We start from the raw sequence: 22,738 nt of genomic DNA on the forward strand, positions 1-22,738 counted from the left end.
TAAGATAACGGCGGTATCTTATTCTGAAGTTTAAAGCGATTTGTAAGCAAATAAGTTAGGTGAACGAACTTAATTGCTGCAAATGTACCCGAAACACGATGAAAACCCGCAATTAAGATAAGAGCGTTATCTTATTTCTGGAGATCAAGAGCAAACCGTGGAGATAAGTTATTGAAAGTAACCTATTTCGATGAGCAGGGCAAGCTCGCATGCAATCATAAGTAAACGAATCCCAAACGAACCTGATCGATAGCTGTAAATGCCTTTCAGTTTGGTGTAATAAGCACTCCTCGAGTGACTATTGTCCGAAATCCGGCGCTCAGTGGGGCTGTCCCAAAAGTGTTCGCATGACAAGGAACGTCCCATTTTACAAGCAAAAGAACCTCAAATTCCACTTCGAAGTGGAGGATGAGGTTCTTTTACTTGACGATATTTGGCTCAAAGTGGGGCTAAAAAAATCACAAATTGCCTTTTGGGACAGCCCCTTCGTTCAGCTTAACCCGGCCCCCCACGCCTGCAACCCCCACAAGTTGTAAAACATACAGGTAATCAGCCCAAACAGTACCGTTTTAACGGAAATCATGTAAAAACTGCATCAAAAACGCCGACAGATCAGCAAAATCCCCCCGTTTGGAGAAAAAGTAGCAGAATTACCTGCACATTTTACATGAGCATGCCCGACTTTCCGCTCTTTTCCAAAATTCACCTGTACAAATTGCAGGATAGCAACGAATGAGTCTCCCTCGGCAGGCAATAGGCTAGGAAGCGGGCATCTCTCCACCCTCACTCTGAAAATAGATACATAACCAATTTTCATTTCAGGGCTGTTCGTCCAATTGAAGTCTACCAGAGGCGCATATGCTAGTAGAAATGAATGTAGCTTTGTAGCATTCACCAGTTTTTGGAAGGGGGATTGGCGTGAAAGGCGTGGTACTTGCGGGAGGAACAGGCAGCCGTTTGCGTCCGTTGACGCATATTATCAATAAGCATTTATTGCCCGTTGGCGATATGCCGATGATTCAACATGCGCTGGAGAAGCTGGCTGAGGCGGGGATCGAAGATGTGCTCGTCATTACCGGCAAGCAATCCGCCGGCCTGTATCTCGATTATTTGGGCGGTGGCGATGCACTCGGCATCAAGCTGACTTATAAAATTCAGGAAAAAGCGGGCGGTATTGCCGAAGCGCTTGCGCTTGCTGAAGATTTTATTCGTCCAGGTGAGAAGTTTGTCGTGATTCTGGGAGATAATCTATTTAAAGATTCCTTGGTGCAGATGATAGACGCATTCCGTCAACAAGAGGAAGGCGCGATGGTGATATTGAAGGAGGTACCGGATCCTTCGCGATATGGCGTTGCTACGATAAAAGACGGCCGCATCGAGCAGATCGAGGAGAAGCCTGCGCAGCCTCAGACCCGGTATGCGGTGACGGGCATTTATTTGTATGATGCCACTGTGTTCGACATTATCAAAACCCAAGCGCCTTCAGCAAGAGGCGAAATGGAAATCACGGATGTAAACAATGTGTACGCCGCATCCGGCAAGCTGTCGCACCGCTTTTTCACCAACTGGTGGATTGATGCAGGGACGCATGAGTCGCTCTTCCAGGCCAATCTGCTCGTCAGAAGGGAGGATACGCCATGCAAACCTTGCTAGTCACCGGCGGCATGGGGTTTATTGGCAGCAATTTTATTCATTATTGGCGAAGCCGGCACCCTGAGGATCGCATTGTGAACGTGGATGTCCTGACGTATGCGGGCAACCCGGACAATGTCGAAACGCTGGAGGGACAGCCCGGCTATACGTTTGTACATGGCGATATCGGCGATGAAGCGCTGATGCTGAAGGAGATGGCGGGTGTCGACATTGTGGTTCATTTTGCCGCTGAATCGCATGTGGATCGCAGCATTCACAGCCCGCGCGGTTTTGTGACGACGAACGTGCTGGGTACGCAGAGCCTGCTGGAAGCAGCGAGACAGCGGCAGGTGAGCAAATTTATTCACGTCTCTACCGATGAAGTGTACGGTACGCTTGGCGTGACAGGCGCCTTTACAGAAGCAACGCCTCTTGCACCGAATTCCCCCTATTCCGCGAGCAAAGCCGGCTCTGATCTGCTGGCTCGCGCCTACTATGAAACCTACGGCTTACCGGTCGTCATTACCCGCTGTTCGAACAACTACGGACCCCGCCAATTTCCTGAAAAGCTCATCCCTCTCGTCATTACAAAAGCGCTGCGCGACCAGCCGATTCCGCTCTACGGCGACGGCCTCAATGTGCGCGACTGGCTGTTTGTCGAAGATCACTGCTCGGCGATCGAGCGGGTGATCGAAGCCGGCGTGCCCGGCGAAGTGTACAATATCGGCGGGAATAACGAGCAGACGAATGTGGACGTAATTAAACGCATTCTCTTTCTATTGAATAAACCGGAGTCGCTCATTCAGCACGTTCCCGATCGATTGGGACATGATCGTCGTTACGCGATCGACAGTTCGAAAATCCAGCGCGAGCTCGGCTGGCAGCCCGCCTACACGTGGGATACGGGGCTGAGTCAGACACTCGGCTGGTATAAGCTGGCGACCGACTGGTACGACCGCATCGTATCCGGCGAATACCGCAGCGGCCGGGAAGGGGATCCCCGATGAAGATCGTGATCACCGGTGCGGACGGCCAGCTCGGCTATGATTTGAAGCGCGTGCTTGGCCCTGTGCACAAGGTCATTGCGCTGAACCGTAAGCAGCTTGACGTCACGGATGAGGATGCGGTGAAATGGACGCTGATGCAGCATCAGCCGGATGCGGTCGTGCATGCGGCAGCCTACACGAATGTCGACCGGGCGGAAGCTGAGACGGAAGCCTCCTACCAGGTGAACGCACTTGGTGCGCTTCACGTGGCGTCGGCTTGCCATATGCTGAATGCCAAGCTCGTGCATGTCAGCACAGATTATGTGTTCGACGGCACCAAGCAGTGCGCCTACACGGAGCAGGATATGCCGAACCCGATCAATATTTACGGGCAGTCCAAGCTGCTGGGCGAAAAATTTGTACAACTGACGTGCAGCCAAGCGTTCATCGTGCGCACGTCCTGGCTGTATGGCGCAAAAGGCGCGAATTTTGTGACGAAGGTGTTAGAGAAGGCTCGCACCACAAGCGAGCTCACCATTGTCGATGACCAATTCGGCTCGCCGACGTATTGTCTCGATCTTGCGCTAATGATCCGGGAGCTGCTGGAAACGGAGCATTACGGGCTCTACCACGCCTCAAACAGCGGCGTATGCTCGCGCTTTGAGTTTGCTCGGCGCATCCTGCAGGAAGCCGGACTCCTCCAGAGCGTCCTTCTGCATCCTGTGCCAACGGAGCAGCTGCCGGCAGTCCCGGCCAAGCGGCCGATGTACAGCGCTTTTCGGCATGGGGCGATCGAACGGCACGGGCTCTCGCCGATGCGCGATTGGGAGGCGGCGCTCGCTTTTTTTATCCGGTATGACTATGACGATTCCGCTCTTCGCAAGCAAGAAAGAGGTGTGAGATGAAAAAGCCAAATCGTTCCACCGCAACCGCAGCGTCGGCGGCCGCAGGACGGCATCACGGATTCCATGACGGATTGGCGCAAGGCTACCGCATGGGGCGGTGCCAGCACGTGCTGGATACGAGCCAGCCGGCGCCATGGCCGATGCGCGAAGTCAGCGTGCTGTTCGTCGTGCAGGGCTTCGACGGCATCGATCAAGGCATCATCGACGGTCTGCGTCAGACGGCGCGTGTTGTGTATACGACGACGGCGGCCGATATGCTGCGTCTCGCGCAGGAGCTGCGCCCGAACCTCGTGCTCGTGATGAACGGGCTGCACGTATTTCCCGCCGAGCATCCGGCGCAGATCGAGGCCGTCAGGCAGCTTGGCATCCGCACCGCCATCTGGTTTGCGGATGATCCTTATTTCAGCGATCAGTCGGTGGCGCTTGCACCGCATTACGACTACGTATTTACGCACGAAACGTCGTGCTTGCCGCTTTACCAAAGCGCGGGCTGCAGCCGGGTGTACCATTTGCCGTTGGCGTCCAACCCCGCTGTGTTTAAGCCCGTGCCGGTCAACACTGCGTACATGAGCGACATCTGCTTCATCGGCACGGGGTTCCCGAACCGGCTGGCGATCATCAATGCCATGACGCCCTTTTTGATCGGCAAAAGGGTTGTGCTGGCCGGCGGGCTCTGGGACCGCCTGAACCATTATGCGCTGCTGCGGCAGGGCATCAAGCTGCACTGGGTGCCGATCGAAGAGACGGTCAAGTATTACAACGGTGCATCAATCGTGCTCAATATTCATCGTCATACCGAGAATGACACCTATAATAAAAATTCCCGCGGGCTGCCGGGCTATTCCATTAATCCGCGAACGTATGAGATTGCGGGGTGCGGCGCTTTTCAGATAACCGACTTCCGCCACGAGCTCGCGCAGTTTTATTCGCCGGGGCAGGACGTCGAGACATTCCAGCACCCGCAGGAGCTTGTGCAGAAGATGGCGCACTACTTGCAGCACGGCGAGGAACGGCAGCGCATTGCGATGAACGGGCTGCGCCGAACACTGCTTCATCATACGTATGCGGAACGGTTGACGCGGATATTGAATGTGGTTTTCAGTTGAGCCCAAAAGGATCATCGGGAGGAGAGGAACAGGTTGAGAGTTCAGAAAAGTCATCAGAGGGCCGGCATCATTCATGCAAAGCGGCAGGGGCAGCAAGACGGCTACCATGCCGGTTTGATGAACGGGATTCGCATGGGGCGATGCGAGGCGGTCCTGCAGCAGGCGGCACGCGACCGGGCACCAAATCCGTTCTGGAACGCTCGCGTCCTGTATGTTACATCGGGCAAAAGCTATCCTTACGAGCCGATTGACCTTGCAGTCATTAACAGCTTGCGTCCGCTTGTGCAAGAGCTGATCATCGGCAACACCGAGGGCGATCGTAGTCGTATCGGGCAGCCCAATGCAAGCGTCGAAGCGCTGGCCGCAAGGCATCGTCCTGATATGATGCTGGTGCTCGACGGCGTCAATCTGGGACTTGACGTCGTTCAGCGGCTTCGGCACATGGGGATTCGAACGGCGGTATGGCTGACTGACGATCCTTATTACACCGATATTACGGCTGCTTTCGGGCGGTATTACGATTTTATTTTTACGATGGAGATCAACTGTGTACAGTTTTACAGGGACATGGGCTGCCCGCAGGTTCATTATGTGCCGCTGGCGTTCCAGCCGGAGATGTTCCGGCCGAAACCGGTGTCGACCAGCGTGATGCGCGACATTTGTTTTATCGGTTCAGCCTATTGGAACCGGGTTGTCTGGTTCGACAAACTGGCGCCTTTTCTCGCCAGCAAGCGGGTGCTTATCTCCGGGATTTGGTGGGACCGGCTGCGTCAGTATCGACTGCTCGCCCCCCAAATTCAACTTGGCACGTGGATGCCCCCGGATCAGACGGCCGATTTCTATAACGGCGCCAAAATCGTGATCAACATGCACCGCGCTTCGGACGACGAGTCTTATAATAACAACAGCAGACGCATTGCGGGCGCTTCTCCGAATCCGCGAACGTTTGAAATTTCCGGCTGCGGCGTGCTGCAGTTGACGGATGTGCGCTCGGATTTGGCGAGCTTTTACACACCGGGATATGACATTGAGACGTATGCTTCGCCGGAAGAGTTGATGCATAAGCTCAATCACTATCTGCAGCACGAAGAGGAGCGAAACCGGATCGCACTCCGCGGCCTGTATCGCACGATGCGCGATCATACGTATGCGAACCGGCTGGTTTCGATTCTTTCTATTGTATTCGGGCCGAGATAGCTGCAAGTTATTCCAAAGTGAGGTGAGATCAGCATGACTGTGAAAAAAAAGCTGCGCAAAACAGCGATTCGCCGTAAACCGCTCAAACGGGCCGGGGCGAAGCTCGCGCGCTCCAAATACAAACGTCCAAAACGAGGCCTGCTCGTTCGCAGAAATAGCCGGGCTGCCGGCCGTTTGCGCCGGGTGTCGGGGGGCAGGCTGCGACCCGCTCTGCGCCGCAAGCGCCGCCCGGCGGTTAGCAGGAGCGCGCTCGCGTACAAAGCAGCGTACGATGCCGCATTTCATCAAGGCTACCATATCGGCTTTGCGCAAGGATATACGTTCCAGACTCAGCAGCCCGCCATTTCACAGTGACCCTGAGTTGCGGCCTTTCGCCTCGTTGCTGCGCCGTCAGCAAGAGGGGGGCCGTTTTTTCATTGACGGCTGCCTGTTTTTCTTCGCGGGCGGCATTTGCCCTTGCCGCGCAGGGCGAAGCTCATACACTGTTGATAGCGGCGGGACTTCATGGGGGGATGGGGTGATCGGGTGAAAGATCGAGGGAAGAAGCGAATCCGGCGGATGGGTGTGCAGGGGCGTCAGCTTCGCGTGAGGAAGCCGGCTTTACGGAAGCGCCGCAGGGCTATGCGGCGGATGCCCTCACGCACGAGCTTTCAGCGTTATTGGCGCCGCTTTGGGTATCTCGCGGGCTACCGGGATGCGCGATTGGTGCGCACCTACCGCAACGATTACAAGCGAGCGCTGAGCGAGCTGTGGGCGAAATGGGCCAAAGACCAACCCTCGCTTACGCATGCGGCGAAGTGCGAGGAGGCCGCCAAGGGATACATCAGCGGATTCTGTAAGGCGATGCACGCCCGCACACCCGATTGGGTACTGCCGCCGCCGAAGCTGTCGTCCGCCGCTATTGTGACCGTACCCAGTGGCGAACGCCTCAGCGTGAAGGCGTTGGAGCAGCTCAACCAGCTTCCGCTCAGTGAGCTGATTGTCATTGTTCACGGTTCTCAGGACCGTGCGCTCGAGAGAGCGCGCAAGACGACGGACGCGCTCGTCATCTATTCCCCTGACCCCGTCGGAGAGGAAGAGGGCCGTGACATCGGGGTGAGAATGGCGCAGTCGGATGTGCTGCTTTTTACGAACGGGAACGATGAGTCGGTGTCTGCGGAGAGGCTGGTTCCTTTTATCCAGGGAATGGAAGCGGGAGGGCCGGATATACCTCGGGTGATTTCCCGAAGGGATCCGCCGCATTTGGTGTCGCAGGATGTGTCGCTTCCACCTCGAACGCAGCTGACGAGCATCATTATTCCTACGTATAACGGGCTGCCGCTGCTCAAGGACTGTGTGGCTTCCATCCGCCGGCATACCGACGTGCCTTACGAGTTGATTGTCGTCGATAATGGTTCGAGTGACGGCACAGTTGCATATTGCCTGCAGGAAAAAATCAAGCTGATCGCTGCACCGGTAAATCTGGGTTTTCCGGCTGCGTGCAATTTGGGGCTGCGACTCGCGACAGGCTCGGAGCTGCTGCTGCTTAACAATGATACGATCGTTACTCGACGCTGGTTGACGAACCTGCAGCGCTGCCTGCATGAGCAGCCGAACGTCGGTATGGTCGGACCAGTTACGAATTATGCCAGCGGCCGGCAGCGCCTACGGGAGCGTTTTACGACTATCGACCGAATGACGGCTAAATATAATGAAGCGAATCCGAAGCGGTGGCTGGAGACGAAGCGTCTGATCGGCATGTGCCTTCTCTTTAAACGCGAACTGCTGGAGAAGATTGGCTACTTGGATGAGCGCTTTTCGCCGGGACATTTCGAAGATGACGACTACTGTTATCGGGCCAGGCTGCATGGCTACCGGCTGTCGATTGCCGGGGATTGCTTCATTTATCATAAAGGCTCGGTCAGCTTTCGGAAAAAGCCGCGCCCTCTCGTCCGCAAAGCGATTTGGCGCAACCGGCAAAAATTTATCCGCAAATGGGGCGTGGACCCGCGGAAGTTCATGTAAGCAGGTATCGTTTCACGGTGACGCGCATAACGTTAAGTGAAAAAAGGAGGCGTGAGCAGCATGGAGCAGCAAATTACAACGGTTATAGCGCACATTGCGGCTTCGCATCGGGAACTGGCCGCTTTACTGGCGTCACACCGGCATATTTCGTCGCGTATGGCGGCCATTGTTGGCGATTTGCCGGATTCGCATCCGGATTTTCAAGGTCTCGGTGTATTGCATAAGCGATCTTTGCAGCTTACGAAGAACGTGACTTCCTATGTGAGCAGCTTGGCGGAGCTTGCAGAAGAAGTGGCTAAGCGGACGGAACTGATTATGAAGGAAATGCAAGAAAGCCATGAGGAGTAAGGAGGAGCGTTGTGAGCAGGGAAGAGCTGTTTATGCAAATGCTGGAGGCCACAGCCCGCGTGCAGGAAGAAATCGCGCTGATGCTTGAAGCTCGTGTGGTCGAGGCGAGAAAAGCGCAGAACTGGGTGCTGCTCCATCTGACATCCGAAAATCTGGAAGGACATGAGCATAAAATGAAACAGACTGCCGACTACCATAGCGGGATCATTGATCTGATCGACAGCCTGACGAAAATGGAGGCGGCGCTGAATCATCAACTTACGGCGCTGCTCGGAAAAAATGAAGGCGGCTCGGGCTTTGGTTTTAGCAGCGGCTTGGAAGGCGGTATGCTCGGTGACAGCTTCCTCTCCTTGGGCGAGGATGACAAATCATGAGCGGGCGTCGTCGTGCCCAGATCGAGCTGCACCTGCTGATCTCGCTGGCGCGCAGCCAGCGGGCGCTGAGCCGCATGCTCGAAGCGGCGGCCGATCAGGTGGAAGCCTCCGGGGATTTGGCGCAGCATATCGGTGAAAATCTTGGCGCCATCGCGGCGCACCAGCGGGCTCTGCTACAGCGCGTGACCGGCTTGCCGGTTCGTGTGCGGTCGCACAGCGCGCCGGGCAAGCCGTGGGTGAACGCGCAGCTTCGGGCCGGGGCGAAGCGGCCGCCGGCGAAGCAGGAGCGGCGCACACGATAGGCTGCGAGGGAGGGAGAGCACGCTGTTGTGAGGTTAAGCACCGACAAGTATCCCCGTTGTCTTATGTGCCTCCCCCGGTGATTTTCTACTGCTTCCATCCCGGGTGGGATGGCCGTTGGCTGGAGGCGGTGTTCCCGCGGCCACCGGTCATCCGATGCTACTGCTCTCCATCACCCGCCAGCCGGTTCCTCCGATGCTCATGCACGCGCTCACCCGCCAGCCGGTTCCTCCGATGCTCATGCACGCGCTCACCCGCCACTTTCTTCCGCTTTTCCAATGAACTGGAATTTCTCCTGTATATTTTCGCATTTTTGCCCAAATTGCAGAGCTGAACTGGAATTTGTCCAGTACATTAGCCTATTTAGCAGCCTTTCTCCGAAAACTGCTGAAATGAACTGGAGGTTTTCCAGTTCAGCTGGCACGGGAGGTGTATCAAGGCAAAATGAACTGGAGGTTTTCCAGTTCATGGACAAGCGCCACTTATCTGGACAACTTTGGGGAAGCGCTGCGCCCCGGGGCCGACCACCCTCAGCCCCAGCGCACCAGCAGGCCGGCGTGCGTCAACCCGCCGCCGAAGCCGTACAAGAGCAGCAGATCGCCCGGTTTCACACGGCCGTCCTGGACGCCGAGATCCAGCGCAAGCGGGATGGAAGCGGCGGATGTGTTTCCGTAGTATTCCATCGAGGTGAGCGCTTTGCCCAGCGGCAGGGCGAGCTTCTCGCAGATGGAATCGATCATCCGCAGATTCGCGCTGTGCGGAATAAACCAGTCCACGTCGCCGATGGTTAGCTCGCTCTTCGCCAACAGCCGCTCCACGCCCTGCGGCACCGTGGACACCGCGAAGCGATACACTTCGCGGCCGTTTTGGACAAGCTTGCCGCCGCCGGCGAGCGGCAAGCCGTGCAGTTGCTGCGCCAGCCCCGTGCGGTACACATGGGCTGCGCCTCGACCGTCGGCGCCGATGTGGTGGGCGAGGAACGCGGGCTGCGCCTCATCGCGCTCCACGACCACGGCCCCGGCGCCGTCCCCGAACAGAATACACGTCGAGCGATCCGTGTAGTCGGTGATTTTGGACAGCGTGTCGCCGCTGACCACGAGGATTTTGCGATGCACGCCGGCGGCGGCGAGCGCGCTGGCTTGATGCAGCGCATAGGTAAAACCTGCGCAGGTGGCGTTGACGTCGTAGGCGCCGGCGGCCGACAGGCCGAAGTGCGCCTGGACGAGGCAGGCGACCGGCGTCGACGAAAGGTCCGGCGTATGCGTGCTGGCGATGACAAGCTCGACGCCGTCAAGAGCGCCGGGGTACCGTGCCAGCAGGTTGTCGACCGCGGCGATGCATAGATCGCTCGTATATTCGTGCTCTGTGGCAATGCGGCGCTCATGAATGCCCGTGCGCTGCACAATCCATTCATCGTTGGTATCCACAAGCTGAGAGAGTTGTTCGTTCGTTAAAATGCGGGACGGCACATAGGTGCCAATTCCGGTAATTCGTGCGTGAAGGGGAGCTGAAGCGGGCATGGTACACACTCCTTTTAGTATCAAGTATTAGTACTAGGTACTAAAATTAATGTAGCCGATTACGCGCATAATGTCAATGGAACATCTGTGCGTAAGGGATGCAGCTCCGCGTGGGCATCTCCCGCTCTACGTCACAAACCTCAATGCGCCATACGGTATTTCTGTGACACCCTCTCGAAAATCGCTCGGAGACATGCCGGCCATCTGCCGGAACACCTTACCGAAGTAGCTGCTGTTGTCGAAGCCGGTTTGCGCCGCGATTACAGTAATCGGAAGTGAAGTATGGCGCAGCAGCCGAGCCGCCTCCTCAATGCGTAGCTGGCGCACATACTGCATTGGCGTAATGCCGATGAATCTTAGAAACATTTTACAAAAATGATGCTTCGACATCCCCGCCGCCATTGCGACCTGATCCAGGCCAAGCGGCATGCGGTAGTGCTGCTCCAGCCATACTTTGGCATGTCGAAGCTTCTCCGGGATTTCACACTGCTCAGCCCCCTTGCCTTCCGTTTCTCTCAGCATCGCCAGCATCCATTCATACAGGCGTACGGATACCTCATAGCGATCGCGAAGCCGGTTGGAGGCGGCGTCTTCATAAAGCTTATAGAGCAGCCGAATTGGCTCCGAGTCCGGATGGAAGGTTCCCACAGGACCGTAGTGCCGGATAAACCGTGACCACATCTGCTCGGCATCATTGCCGGTAAATCGAAGCCAGATGTGTTCCCAAGGCTTGTCCTGGACAGGTTCATACCAATAACGGTGCTCAGACGGAATCTGCACAAAAAAGCCATGGTGCATCGGCACGGTGTACCTAGTCTCTCCCAAGGTAAGCTGCCCTTCGCCTGCAAGCGTATACTGAAAAAGCACGCCGCCTGCAGGCCGCTCCATGCCATCCCAACGATAATCCGCATCAGAGATTCGATGGAATCCGGTTGACATAATACGGTATAACGGAGCAGAGGCATCTTCTGGATAAAGAAAACCAAACGAGCCCTCGATTATCACAATATTTTACTATCCTTTCGCGATAAAATACGATTTCGTCTTAGCCCGAGGCGAGTTATCATCTTCCTATGAGGAAATAGTAGCACAATAAATTGTGAATGGGGAGTACGGAAATGCTTCGGTACAAGGATTGTTACGCGGCATTCGAGCAAGGGCGGCTCGTGACGGGGAATGAAAGAATCGAAAGAATATGGGAGATCCACGGAAATACGTTGGTAACGAAGTCACTGAAGGACAAGTCGACAGGAGAAGAATGGATTGCGCAGGGGACTGATTTGACGGCTTATCGCCTTCCGCTGCTCCCTTATGCAGAGGCGGCCCATGTTTCCATACGGGCCACAGAAGACGATGACCTTGGTGTCGGGGCGAAGCATTGGAAGGTTTCGGTCGAGCTAAAAACGAATACCCATGCATTACGGCTTGAAGTGCGACTCTACCCGAGCGCTTCCTTCCTTCGGCAGGAAATGTGGGTGAAGCGTATAGCCGCAAACAGCAGTGGGTCAGGGGTGCCAGTATTCGCAGGCAGCTCTGGTGAGCAATTGGAGGATTACACGGAAGAACAGGCGGAAGCTGGGCACGATTACATTGACGCGCTGGCGCTGAGACCCGTGCACTCCCGATGGCAGTGCATCCAGTTGAAAGATGTGACGGACCATCACAATAATCTGGTCAGCCGCGATACGGGCTTGTTGTATAAAAACGAGCGAACTGAGCTGACCGGCAGCATCTTGGCGTTCAGTCAACAGCTTGCGCCAAGAGGGCTGCTGGTACTGAAGGAAGGGCCGACCGCATTCGGACATCTCCATCGGTCAGGCGGTGATTTTCGTTTTGAAGGCCATCGGTTGTTTGTGGATGGTTCAGGCTTGGACGCTGAGGATAACGAGGATGGCGATGAGCTTCCAGCCTACGGCGTGACGATCGGCGTCTATGACGGAACGGAGTTCGGCTTGCGGAAGCTGCTGCATGCCTATCATCGGAGCATTCGTACCTATGTGGGGGAACGCGATGCCTATGTCATGAGCAATACGTGGGGAGATCGTTCCCGTGACGGACGAGTGAACGAGGCTTTTATCCTTGAGGAGCTGCCGGCAGCCGCTGAACTGGGCGTGACCGTTTATCAGATTGATGACGGATGGCAGCAAGGGACGACGGCGAATTCCGTTGTGCAAGGTGGGACTTGGAGCGATTATTACAGTCAATCCGACCAATTCTGGGTTGTGCATCCGGAGCGGTTTCCACGCGGGCTAGAGCCCGTCGCGGCGAAAGCGAAGGAACTGGGCATCGAGTTGGGGCTTTGGTTTTCACCCGATTCCAGTCACGATTTTATGTATTGGGAAAAGGATGCAGATACGCTAATCGGTTTTTATCAGCGGGAGGGAATCCGCCATTTCAAGCTAGATGGCATTCGCCTTGCTTCCAAGCTGGGGGAATTAAGATTGCGCCGGATGATGGAAAAGGTGACTGGGGCCACGCAGGGGCAAGTCGCTTTTAACCAGGACACGACGGCTCAGGTGAGGCTGGGTTATTTCGGAAAGACGCAGTACGGGAATCTTTTTCTCGAAAATCGGTATACAGATTGGAGCAATTATTATCCTCATTATACGCTGCGTAATCTCTGGCAGCTCTCACCCTATGTATCCGCGGCAAAGCTTCAGATTGAATTTCTGAACGTCGCCCGCAATCGGATGAATTATGCGGAGGATCCATTGGCACCGTCTGCCGTGGGTATTGAGTTTGCTTTTGCGCTGACGATGTTTGCAAGCCCGCTCGCCTGGATGGAAGTAACCGGGCTGGCACAGGCGGATGGCGAGAAGCTGAAAGGGCTCATTCATGCGTACAAGCCGCATCAGCAGGCCATTCAAGGCGGACATGTGCTCCCGATCGGCGAGGAGCCGAACGGTACGTCGTGGACGGGATTTCAATCCATTTCGGTCAAGGGAACAGGCTATTTGGTCGTGCTGCGCGAGTGGAATGATCGGGAGGAGGCACGATTTGCGCTTTGGGGGAACGACGGCGTGCAGCTGCCGGTTCGTTTGGAGCTTATTGCAGCTTCATCGAAGCTTGCCGATGTGCCGGAGGCTGAGCTGTCTTCCGGTGAATTGCGCGTGAAACTGACGGCACCGCATACGTTTGCGCTGTACCGCTATTTATTCTGACGAAAGGCCTTCGCTTCCCGGCCAAGAATAAGAGGACAGCGGCTTGGTAACCTTAGCTTAGGCTGATTTTTCATTCCTAGGATAAAAGTTAGAAATCAGGAAAATCTAAGCCTATCGTCCTTCCGGGACGAAGATGCTGATGACGGGAAGTGACATGACACACATGCAATTCGGCAGAAAAAAGATGATCTGGATCGCACTTTTTTGTGTGATTTTGTTTAGCAGCGCCGCTTCGACCGCATTTGCGTACGGCAAGGGAGCCAAAGGCCCCGATGTGTTTGCAGTGCAAGGGATGTTGAAGTCTCTCGGCTACTATTCAGGCCCGATCACCGGTTATTACGGCAATCAAACGGCCGCGGGGGTGAAAGCGTTCCAAAGCCGCTACGGGCTTCCGATCACAGGCAATGTCGATGATCAGACGCTGCAATCGATTTTGTGGGCGTACGGTAATTTGAAAATCCCGAAAAAGCCTGCGCCGACACCGACGCCAACTCCTGCACCATCCGAGCCGAGTCCGACCCCGACACCGTCGCCGCAGGCGCCTTCGACGTCAGGGCTTACGGTAGAAGAGCAGCAGATGCTCGATCTGGTCAACCAGGAGCGGGCGAAGGCGGGCTTACCGGCATTGGTCGCCGACATGGCTTTGACGAAAACGGCTAGAATCAAAAGCCAGGATATGGTCGACAACAACTATTTCTCCCATGATTCACCAACGTACGGTTCTCCGTTCGATATGATGGAGAAATTCGGCATTACGTACAATGCGGCTGGTGAAAATATTGCCTGCAACCAAACCGTTCAAGCGGCGCATGAGGCGCTGATGAACTCGCCGGGGCATAAGGCGAATATTCTAAGCAAGGACTATACGCACATTGGCATTGGCATCGTGAACGGTGGCCCGTGCGGCAAGATGTTTACGCAGCAGTTTATCGGCAAATAAGTGCAGAGTACGCGAAAAACCCCCAGCGAGCCGCATCAGGCGGACTGGGGGTTGTTTTGACTTCTATCTTACGTCGCGGACACCGGCTTGATCGCTTCCGACCACTGCGTGAATTTCTGCAGCGCCGTACCTTGCTCAATGGCGTGGCGCGCCATGTAGATGCCTTCCTCAATGGAGCCGGCGGCTCCCGCCACCCAGAGGCGCACGCCGCTGTTCAGCAGCACCATGTTGAGGAACGGCAGCTCGGCTTCGCCGCGCAGCACCGCTAGCGCCGTTTCGGCTTGCAGCTGTGCCGTCCACTCGACCTCAGGCACTTCGACCTGAAGTTCATAGATCTCAGGATCGATAATGAACAGCTCGCTGACGCCGTCCTTAATCAGATACGTGCGGGTACGCTTGTCGACGCCGAGATCTTCGGAGCCTTCCATTCCCTGCACGACGATGCCGTTCGTCACGCCAAGGTCGATGAGCAGATTCGTGATCTTCTCGAACACAGTCCCGTGGAACACACCGACGGCCATAAAAGGCGCTTCGGTAAAACGAAGCAGCTTCTCCGCCGTGTTGAACACGGTGCGCAGCCCGAGCTCTTGCCGCAGCTGCCGCAGCTCGCCAAGTGGCGCGCACCAGCTTTCCGTCGGCGTAAAGAGGAAGCCCGTCCGCGCAGCCGCGGACGTTAGCGCCTCGCGCGACGCTTGCAGCGCCTGGACGCCGAGCGCCTCCAGCACGTCAGGCAGCGTGATGCCCCATTTCGGGGGCATTGTGGCGCTGCCGTGCAGCGTCGTCGGCACGCCGCAGGCGGCCAGCACGAACGCGGTCGGCAGCGTCGCGATAAACGTGCGCGCGCGGCCGTCGTACGGCCCGGCGCAGTCTAGGCTGCCGGCGATCGGATGCGGCGTGATGCGCTTCCGTAGGGCGTGGATGAACGCTTTGAGCTCATCCGGCGATTCCATCTTGATCCGCTCCGCGACGAGAAAGGCGCCCATCTGCGCCTCTGTAGCGCCGCCGGTCAGGATCAGCTCAGCCGCTTGCGCAGCTTCGTCGTAAGTTAGGTCTCGGGCACCGCGTTTGCCGCGGCCCACTTCTTTTAATAAGGAAATCATCGTTTGCGTCCCCCTTGATTTTGATCTTGCAGCAGTTGATACACCTTCACAATGGAGGTTGCGACGTCTACCAGTCGTTTGCGTTCATTCATCGCCTGCTTGCGCAGGAAATCGTAAGCTTCCGCTTCGGAAATCTTTTTAATTTCGCATAAAATCCGCTTCGCTTGATCGACCCATTTGCGCTCCTCAAGCTTGGAAAGCAGCTGCTCACGTTCTTGATGCCACTCGGTTCGCTGAAAATAATGATTGACGCCCAGCAGCAATGCGCAGTGAATTTCCAGTGCGCTCATGGACGGGCCGAGCAGGCCGTCGATGCCGTGATCGATTTTACATTCATTAGAAGGAAACGTCTGCGAGTCGCACCACCAGAACAGCGGCAGACTGCGCAGCGTGTGCAGGCGGGTGCGCCAAGGCGCAACCTGATCAGGACTTACCACTAATAATACAGCATCGATCTTGGGCATGTTAAATGAAATTTCTCTCATGGACGTTCCGGCGTAGACGCGAAACCCCAAATCTTTTAAAGTTTCTTCAGGTAAGAACGGAGGGCCCTCCGCAACTTGCCACCCCCCGGAAGACGTTAGCTCAGAGGAGGTAGCTGAGCGTTTCTCTTTTAACTCATCGATAACGATAAAAGATTGTAACATAAAGACTCCCTCCTGTGATTAACAGGTTAAACGATGTTAAGTTAATGTTAGGTAATTGCTTTAAAATGGATGTGAATTACGAAATTACTATAGCATAGCCGTCTAAAAGTTGTCGATATGAAGTTTTCAGGATTTTTCAGAAAATTTATGTTAAGTTTATTGACACATTCGAAGTGCCATCGTATAATCAGGGTAATAAACGGCACAATGACGTGCCGCTGAAGATCACAATCGAAAATTAAATCTAACATGCTGATCACGAGGATGTGGCAGCAGTGGCAATGAGGCCGACGAACTTCCCGACTATACGGGGCTGTTTGTCGGCCTTTTCTGTCTAGAATCGCATCGGCATCATTCATCGGGTAGGAAAACATGAAGAGAAGGCGAAAAGCCTCGCAAAGGAGAGGGAATGCATGGTGGATCGGAAAAGTTTTTTGCAAGTCGGGCACAAAGGGTCATTGTTCAGCGCTTTCTTGTATTTTGACATGAGCTTCATGGTGTGGGTGCTTCTCGGTCCGCTGGCAGTTATTCTCGCGAATGACTTCCATTTAAATGCTGCGGAAAAAGCGAACCTGGTCGCCCTGCCGACGTTGGGGGGCGCCGTCCTCCGCCTCGTACTCGGGGTGCTGACCGACAAAATCGGTCCCAAGCGAACGGGTCAGATCGGACTCACCTTAACGCTGATTCCGCTTTTCTGGGGCTGGCAGTTCGCCGACACGATGGGCGACATGTACTTCGTTGCGTTGATGCTCGGCATCGCCGGAGCAAGCTTCGCCGCTGCACTGCCTCTTGCGTCTTCGTGGTATCCGCCGCAGTATCAAGGGCTGGCGATGGGCATCGCCGGCGCCGGCAACAGCGGCACGATCTTCGCGACGCTGTTCGCGAACCGGATTGCGCAGCATTTTGGCACCTGGCATGTCGTCTTCGGATTTGCCCTGATTCCGATCGCGATCACGCTGATCCTGTTCAGTATCCTCGCGAAGGACAGCCCGAACAAACCGGCGCCGAAGAAGCTTGCGGAATACGGGCGGGTACTCAAGCAGCGTGACGCCTGGCTGTTCTGTATTTTCTACAGTGTGACGTTCGGCGGTTTTGTCGGAATGTCTACGTATCTCACGATTTTCTTCAACACGCAATACGGGTTGTCTCCCGTTCGGGCGGCGGACTTTACCACCTTGTGCGTGATCGGCGGCAGTTTCTTCCGGCCGGTCGGCGGGTGGTTGGCGGATCGGCTTGGCGGTATCCGAATGCTGATGGTGCTCTACGGTGTCGTCGGCGTGATGATGGCAGGCATTTCAACCTTGCCTTCGCTGTCAGTGACAACCGTGCTGTTGTTCGTCGCCATGATGGCGCTCGGGATGGGTAACGGCTCGGTATTCCAACTCGTGCCGCAGCGCTTCCGGGGGGAGATCGGCGTCATGACCGGGATCGTCGGCGCAGCCGGGGGCCTCGGCGGCTACTTCCTGCCGAAGATACTTGGCAATCTGAAGCTGTCCACCGGATCTTTCACACCGGGGTTCCTGACGCTCAGTGTCATCGCCCTACTGTGTATCGTGATTATTGCAGCCGTTCAAGGCCAATGGAAGCGTACATGGATCGGGGAAGGCGGTAAAGTGTCCGCCGGTTCGACGGCTTCCATGGATACTACACTGCAAGCTTAGCCGACACGGAGCGTGCTGCCGGGGAGGATCCATTCGATCCGGCGGCGCGGCATCCGGTGTGCCGTAAAGATTTTGCTCATGCAGCTTGCCGCTAGCGCCCCAGGCTGTATGGGCAAAGGCGTTACGACCAGCGCCTTTGACTTGTGTAATGGAACTCTTGTATAGCTCCATATCCCGCATTGTCATTTGGGCGGCATTGCTGCCTCCCGAATGACCCTTTTTCCACATTCCAACAAGCGACCGTTAAAGAATGGAAGGATGATGACAATGACAGTGAACAAAGAGAAGCTGGTACTGGTTGGCAACGGCATGGCAGGGGTTAACGCTGTCGAGCATCTGCTCAAACTTGCTCCGGATAGATATGAAATTACCATTTTCGGCACGGAGCCGCATCCGAACTATAACCGGATTTTGTTGTCTTACGTTCTATCCGGCGATTCCAAAGTCGAAGACATCGTAATCCATCCTTATGAATGGTATAAATCGAACAACATTACACTGTATACGGGTCAAACAGTAACAAACATCGACACCGAAGCGCAAACCGTCACAAGCGACAAGGGCGTTACCGTTTCGTACGACAAACTGATTTTGGCGACAGGCTCGAATCCGTTTATCATTCCGATGCCGGGTGCGGACAAAGAGGGTGTCATGGCGTACCGGACGATCCGCGATTGCGAAATTATGATGGAGTCGGCGAAAAAGTATAAAAAAGCAATCGTCATCGGCGGCGGTCTGCTTGGCCTGGAGGCGGCGCGCGGCTTTCTGAATCTCGGGATGAAGGTGGACGTTGTTCATATCGTCGATACGATCATGGAGCGGCAGCTCGACCGCACCGCTTCGAAAATGCTGCAAGCGGCGCTGGAAGAGCAAGGCATCAACTTCCTTTTGGCCAAGCAATCAGAGGAAATTATCGGTGATAAACGCGTCACAGGGTTGAAGTTCAAGGACGGTACGATTGCAGAGGCGGATCTCATCGTCATGGCGGTCGGCATACGCCCGAATGTTCAACTGGCAAAATCGTCCGGCATTGAATGCAATCCGGGGATTCTCGTTAACGACTACTTGCAAACGAACATACCTAACGTGTATGCCGTTGGCGAGTGCGCGATGCATCGCGGTGTCGCTTACGGTTTGGTGGCGCCGCTGTACGAGCAAGGGGCGGTGCTGGCGAAGCATCTGGCCGGCGTGGAAACCGGTCCGTATGAGGGCTCAATTGTGTATACCAAGCTGAAAGTATCCGGTGTGGACGTCTTCTCCGGCGGTAAGTTTATGGATGCCGAAGGCACCAAAGCGATTCGCATTCATGACGAATTCACAGGTGTTTACAAGAAAGTTGTCATTCAAGACAACAAAATTATCGGTGCCGTGCTCTTCGGCGATACAGCGGATGGCACACGCCTCATGCAAATGATCCGGGAAGAAACAGACATCAGCGGCATGGCCAAGACGTCCATCCTCACGGATTCCAGCAGCGGCGGCGCGGCATCTGGCGTGGCCGACATGAAGGACGACGCGATTATCTGCGGTTGTAACGGCGTCACGAAAGGCACGATCTGCTCCGCGATCAAGGAGCAAAGCTTGACGACCGTTGAGGAAGTCAAAAACTGCACGACCGCTTCCCGTTCCTGTGGCGGCTGTAAACCGTTGGTAAGCGATTTGCTCGCTTTTACACTTGGGGCCTCCTACGATAAAAACGCAGCCAAAGAATCCATTTGCGGCTGCACGACGCTGTCTCGGGACGAAGTCGTCGATGGGATACGGGAAAAAGGCTTGACTCACCTCCGCGAAGTGATGCATGTACTCGGCTGGACGAATGAAGAGGGCTGCTCCAAATGCCGCCCTGCGCTGAACTATTACCTGGGCATGATCGCCCCGGAAACGTATAAAGACGACAGCACGTCACGTTTCGTGAATGAGCGGATGCACGCGAACATTCAAAAAGACGGCACCTACTCCGTTGTTCCACGGATTTACGGTGGTGTGACGAATCCTTCGGAGCTCAAACGGATCGCCGAAGTGGCGGAGAAGTTCAATGTACCGACTGTGAAATTTACCGGTGGACAACGGCTTGACTTGCTCGGTGTGAAAAAAGAAGACCTCACCGCGATGTGGGAAGCACTCGATATGCCGTCCGGCTACGCCTACGGCAAAGCGCTCCGTACGGTGAAAACGTGCGTCGGCGACACGTTCTGCCGCTTCGGCACCGGTGATGCGATGGGGGTTGGCATCGAGCTGGAGAAGCGCTTCGAGCGACTGAATACACCGGCAAAAGTGAAACTGGCCGTATCCGGCTGCCCGCGCAACTGCGCTGAGTCCGGGATTAAGGACCTTGGTGTCGTCTCCGTCGACGGGGGCTGGGAGCTGTACGCCGGCGGTAACGGCGGCGTGAAAGTGCGCGTCGGCGACCTGCTGGTCACTGTGAAAACCGAAGCGGAAATTATCGAGTACTCGGAAGCGTATCTGCAATACTACCGCGAAACCGGCAAATATGGCGAACGCACCAGCGAATGGCTGCACCGTCTCGGTATCGATCATATCCGTGAAGTCGTGAAGGATGATGAGAAGCGTCAAGCGCTGTGCGCACGGATGGAAACGGCGCTCTCCGTCCTGACCGACCCTTGGAAGCAAGCGATTGAGAGCAACAAAATTAGACGCGATCTTTACGAGGTTGTCGAGTTGAAGTAACGGGGAGGAGCCTACGGATGAATACACAAACCGAACAAAGCGTATGGGTGCAAGCTGTTTCTTATGAGGAATTGGCGCTGAACACAGGGAAAACGATCCGCTATCAGGATGTCGAGGTTGCGCTGTTCAAACTGCAAAGCGGCAAACTGCATGCGATTCAGAATCGCTGCCCGCACAAGCAAGGCGTGTTGGCCGAGGGCATCGTCTGCGACGAGCACGTCTTCTGCCCGATGCACGATCGCAAAATTCACTTGCCGTCCGGCGAGGTGCAGAAGCCCGATACCGGCTGCGTCCAAACGTATGAAACGAAGATCCAGGAAGGTTATGTATATATTGCTTTTCCAACGGCACGTGAAATCGCGAGCTGATTGGTTCTGGGTACAGGTAAGGTGATGAAGGAGGAGGCGAGGGCGATGAAAACAGAATATGCAACAATTGTGGAGCAGCCCTCCTCCCACTGCTGCTTTTGCAGTATGCAGTGCGGATTGGAACTTTTGCCAAATGAGAAGACAGGCGCGCTGACCATTAAACCAAGCAGTGTGTTTCCCGTAGCGACAGGTCGATTGTGTCAAAAAGGCTTGAATGCGCTGGAGCATGTGGTGCATCCTGAGCGGATTCTGGAGCCCCTTCTGAAGCAGAAGGGACTTCTCCCTTGGCGGCCATTGTCGTGGGCGGAGGCTTACAGTGGCATTGCCGAAAAGATCATTGAGCTGCAGGAACTGCATGGTCGCGATGCCGTCGGTGTCTACGGCGGGGGCTCTTTGACCAACGAGGTATGCTACTTGCTCGGCAAATTTACGCGTGTGGCGCTTCGCTCGCGGTACATTGACTATAACGGACGCTATTGCATGTCCTCGGCGGCTGCGGCGAGCAATCAAGCGTTCGGTATTGATCGCGGGATGACGATGCCTTTGAGTGAGATTCCGAATGCGAAGTACATCATTTTGGCCGGTACCAATATTGCGGAGTGCCAGCCGACGATGATGCCGTATTTGCTGGAAGCGAAAAAGAAGGGTGCCGTCATCGTTACCATCGATCCTCGGAACACGATGACCTCTAAGGTTGCCGATGTGCATGTGCGGCTGCAGCCGGGATTCGATTCCGTGTTCGTGAACGGGCTGCTGAACGTAATGATTACGGAAAAGCTGGTGGATGAACGCTTTGTTCGGGAACGGACAGTCGGCTTTGAGCAGGTGCAAGATGCGGTAAAGAGCTATACGCCTGAGCGAGTCGAGACGATGACCGGCATTCTCGAAGCGGTCGTGCGTACCGTGGCGCGCGGCTTTGCGAAAGCGGAGAGCGGCATCGTCTTGACAGCGCGTGGTTTAGAGCAGCAGAAGAACGGCGTGGAGAACACGCTCAACTACATTAATTTATGCCTGCTCACGGGCAAAATCGGTCGGCCCGGCTGCGGCTACGGCGCTGTGACCGGGCAAGCCAACGGTCAAGGCGGGCGCGAGCACGGGCAAAAAGCCGATCAACTGCCGGGTTACCGGCTGATCGAAGATCCGGCGGCCCGCGAGCATGTGGCGGGCGTGTGGGGCATCGACCCGGCCGAGCTGCCGGGGAAAGGCGTCTCCGCCTACGAGCTGCTGCAGAAAGTCGACGAAGGCGAAGTGAAGGGCTTGATCGTACTCGGCTCCAATCCGCTCGTGTCCAGCCCGAACAATCGAATGGTGGAGCGGGCTTTGCAGAAGCTGGAGCTGCTCGTCGTCATCGACATGTTCGAGACCGAGACCGCGCGTTATGCGCATTATTTGCTGCCCGGCTCGTCCTTCAGCGAAGCGGAAGGTACGCTGACGAACCTGGAGGGGCGCGTGTTCCACAGACGGCAAGCGACCGAGCTGCCTGGCCGGGCCAAGCTTGACTACCGCATCCTATGCGAGCTGGCGGAGGCACTGGGGAGAGGGAAGTATTTTCAATATGCGGGTATTGAAGATGTGTTTGACGAGCTTGCGGCCGCTTCGGCCGGCGGCAAGGCCGACTACAGCGGCATCACCTACCGGCGGCTGCAGGAGGCGAAAGGCCTTTTCTGGCCGTGTCCGTCGCCTGATCACCCAGGGACGCCTCACCTGTTCCAGGAGCGGTTCCACCACCCCGACGGCAAGGCGCGCCTCTTCGGCATCGAGCCCAAAATGCCGGGCGAGCCGATCGACGGGGAGTACCCGT

General features: G+C 55.7%; 20 protein-coding genes. 16 read left to right on the forward strand and 4 right to left on the reverse strand.

All coding sequences use genetic code 11. The features are described 5' to 3' along the window. Window positions 1–918: 918 nt before the first annotated feature. The 10 genes from EJQ19_RS29795 to EJQ19_RS29840 all read left to right on the forward strand — a co-directional run bounded on the left by EJQ19_RS29795 (window position 919) and on the right by EJQ19_RS29840 (window position 8,854). Window positions 919–1,653: a sugar phosphate nucleotidyltransferase gene (locus EJQ19_RS29795; RefSeq protein ID WP_126144876.1), complete on the forward strand. Its 735-nt coding sequence runs from the start codon at window positions 919–921 to the stop codon at window positions 1,651–1,653. After that, entirely contained in the window at window positions 1,638–2,639 is a 1,002-nt protein-coding gene (gene rfbB, locus EJQ19_RS29800) for a dTDP-glucose 4,6-dehydratase (protein ID WP_126144877.1), read from the forward strand. Before EJQ19_RS29795 ends, rfbB begins: the two co-directional genes overlap by 16 nt. Continuing rightward, window positions 2,636–3,523, forward strand: a complete 888-nt coding sequence (gene rfbD, locus EJQ19_RS29805; protein WP_126144878.1) for a dTDP-4-dehydrorhamnose reductase — start codon at window positions 2,636–2,638, stop codon at window positions 3,521–3,523. The genes rfbB and rfbD overlap by 4 nt, the downstream gene beginning before the upstream one ends. After that, the gene (locus tag EJQ19_RS29810; protein WP_126144879.1) at window positions 3,520–4,629 is read left to right on the forward strand and encodes a CgeB family protein; all 1,110 of its coding nucleotides are present in this window, start codon (window positions 3,520–3,522) and stop codon (window positions 4,627–4,629) included. Before rfbD ends, EJQ19_RS29810 begins: the two co-directional genes overlap by 4 nt. A gap of 33 nt (window positions 4,630–4,662) precedes the next feature. Then, on the forward strand, window positions 4,663–5,826 hold the full coding sequence (locus EJQ19_RS29815) for a CgeB family protein (RefSeq protein WP_241243148.1): 1,164 nt from the start codon (window positions 4,663–4,665) through the stop codon (window positions 5,824–5,826). A 33-nt stretch (window positions 5,827–5,859) separates the two neighbouring features. Further along, the gene (locus EJQ19_RS29820) at window positions 5,860–6,180 is read left to right on the forward strand and encodes a hypothetical protein (RefSeq protein ID WP_126144880.1); all 321 of its coding nucleotides are present in this window, start codon (window positions 5,860–5,862) and stop codon (window positions 6,178–6,180) included. A gap of 150 nt (window positions 6,181–6,330) precedes the next feature. Beyond that, complete coding sequence (locus EJQ19_RS32970) at window positions 6,331–7,830, forward strand: glycosyltransferase (RefSeq protein ID WP_338143354.1); 1,500 nt, start codon at window positions 6,331–6,333, stop codon at window positions 7,828–7,830. A gap of 60 nt (window positions 7,831–7,890) precedes the next feature. After that, the gene (locus EJQ19_RS29830) at window positions 7,891–8,178 is read left to right on the forward strand and encodes a hypothetical protein (protein ID WP_126144881.1); all 288 of its coding nucleotides are present in this window, start codon (window positions 7,891–7,893) and stop codon (window positions 8,176–8,178) included. An 11-nt stretch (window positions 8,179–8,189) separates the two neighbouring features. Continuing rightward, window positions 8,190–8,552 (forward strand): alpha-helical endospore appendage domain-containing protein, encoded by a 363-nt coding sequence (locus EJQ19_RS29835; protein ID WP_126144882.1) that lies wholly within the window; start codon window positions 8,190–8,192, stop codon window positions 8,550–8,552. Further along, window positions 8,549–8,854, forward strand: a complete 306-nt coding sequence (locus EJQ19_RS29840; protein ID WP_126144883.1) for a hypothetical protein — start codon at window positions 8,549–8,551, stop codon at window positions 8,852–8,854. The genes EJQ19_RS29835 and EJQ19_RS29840 overlap by 4 nt, the downstream gene beginning before the upstream one ends. Window positions 8,855–9,382: 528 nt before the next feature. Here the strand turns inward: EJQ19_RS29840 and EJQ19_RS29845 are convergent. Then, a complete protein-coding gene (locus tag EJQ19_RS29845; RefSeq protein ID WP_126144884.1) occupies window positions 9,383–10,372 on the reverse strand; it encodes a ketoacyl-ACP synthase III in 990 nt (329 codons plus the stop codon). 126 nt (window positions 10,373–10,498) lie between these two features. Then, window positions 10,499–11,377 carry a helix-turn-helix transcriptional regulator gene (locus EJQ19_RS29850; protein WP_126144885.1) on the reverse strand — a complete coding sequence of 293 codons (879 nt, stop codon included), beginning with the start codon at window positions 11,375–11,377 and terminating at the stop codon, window positions 10,499–10,501. Between the two features lie 113 nt (window positions 11,378–11,490). Between EJQ19_RS29850 and EJQ19_RS29855 the strand changes: the two genes are divergently transcribed. Continuing rightward, on the forward strand, window positions 11,491–13,533 hold the full coding sequence (locus EJQ19_RS29855; RefSeq protein WP_164716830.1) for an alpha-galactosidase: 2,043 nt from the start codon (window positions 11,491–11,493) through the stop codon (window positions 13,531–13,533). A 139-nt stretch (window positions 13,534–13,672) separates the two neighbouring features. Beyond that, window positions 13,673–14,473, forward strand: coding sequence for a CAP domain-containing protein (locus tag EJQ19_RS29860; protein ID WP_420901708.1), 801 nt, complete (start codon window positions 13,673–13,675; stop codon window positions 14,471–14,473). 68 nt (window positions 14,474–14,541) lie between these two features. Here EJQ19_RS29860 and EJQ19_RS29865 read toward each other — a convergent pair whose 3' ends face one another. Both EJQ19_RS29865 and EJQ19_RS29870 read right to left on the reverse strand, forming a co-directional pair. Beyond that, window positions 14,542–15,573 carry an anthranilate phosphoribosyltransferase gene (locus EJQ19_RS29865; protein WP_126144887.1) on the reverse strand — a complete coding sequence of 344 codons (1,032 nt, stop codon included), beginning with the start codon at window positions 15,571–15,573 and terminating at the stop codon, window positions 14,542–14,544. Then, on the reverse strand, window positions 15,570–16,220 hold the full coding sequence (locus EJQ19_RS29870; protein WP_126144888.1) for an ANTAR domain-containing response regulator: 651 nt from the start codon (window positions 16,218–16,220) through the stop codon (window positions 15,570–15,572). The genes EJQ19_RS29865 and EJQ19_RS29870 overlap by 4 nt, the downstream gene beginning before the upstream one ends. Window positions 16,221–16,633: 413 nt before the next feature. Here EJQ19_RS29870 and EJQ19_RS29875 point away from each other — a divergent pair, with 413 nt between their 5' ends. From EJQ19_RS29875 to EJQ19_RS29890, 4 genes are all read left to right on the forward strand, one after another. After that, complete coding sequence (locus tag EJQ19_RS29875) at window positions 16,634–17,881, forward strand: nitrate/nitrite transporter (protein ID WP_126144889.1); 1,248 nt, start codon at window positions 16,634–16,636, stop codon at window positions 17,879–17,881. A gap of 267 nt (window positions 17,882–18,148) precedes the next feature. Then, a complete protein-coding gene (gene nirB, locus EJQ19_RS29880) occupies window positions 18,149–20,569 on the forward strand; it encodes a nitrite reductase large subunit NirB (RefSeq protein WP_126144890.1) in 2,421 nt (806 codons plus the stop codon). Window positions 20,570–20,586: 17 nt separating this feature from the next. After that, window positions 20,587–20,937 carry a nitrite reductase small subunit NirD gene (gene nirD / locus EJQ19_RS29885; protein ID WP_126144891.1) on the forward strand — a complete coding sequence of 117 codons (351 nt, stop codon included), beginning with the start codon at window positions 20,587–20,589 and terminating at the stop codon, window positions 20,935–20,937. Window positions 20,938–20,982: 45 nt separating this feature from the next. Then, the coding region (locus EJQ19_RS29890) for a molybdopterin oxidoreductase family protein (protein ID WP_241243149.1) at window positions 20,983–22,738 on the forward strand (1,756 nt) is incomplete at its 3' end.

Source organism: Paenibacillus whitsoniae, assembly GCF_003955665.1.
Lineage (GTDB): Bacteria > Bacillota > Bacilli > Paenibacillales > NBRC-103111 > Paenibacillus_E > Paenibacillus_E whitsoniae.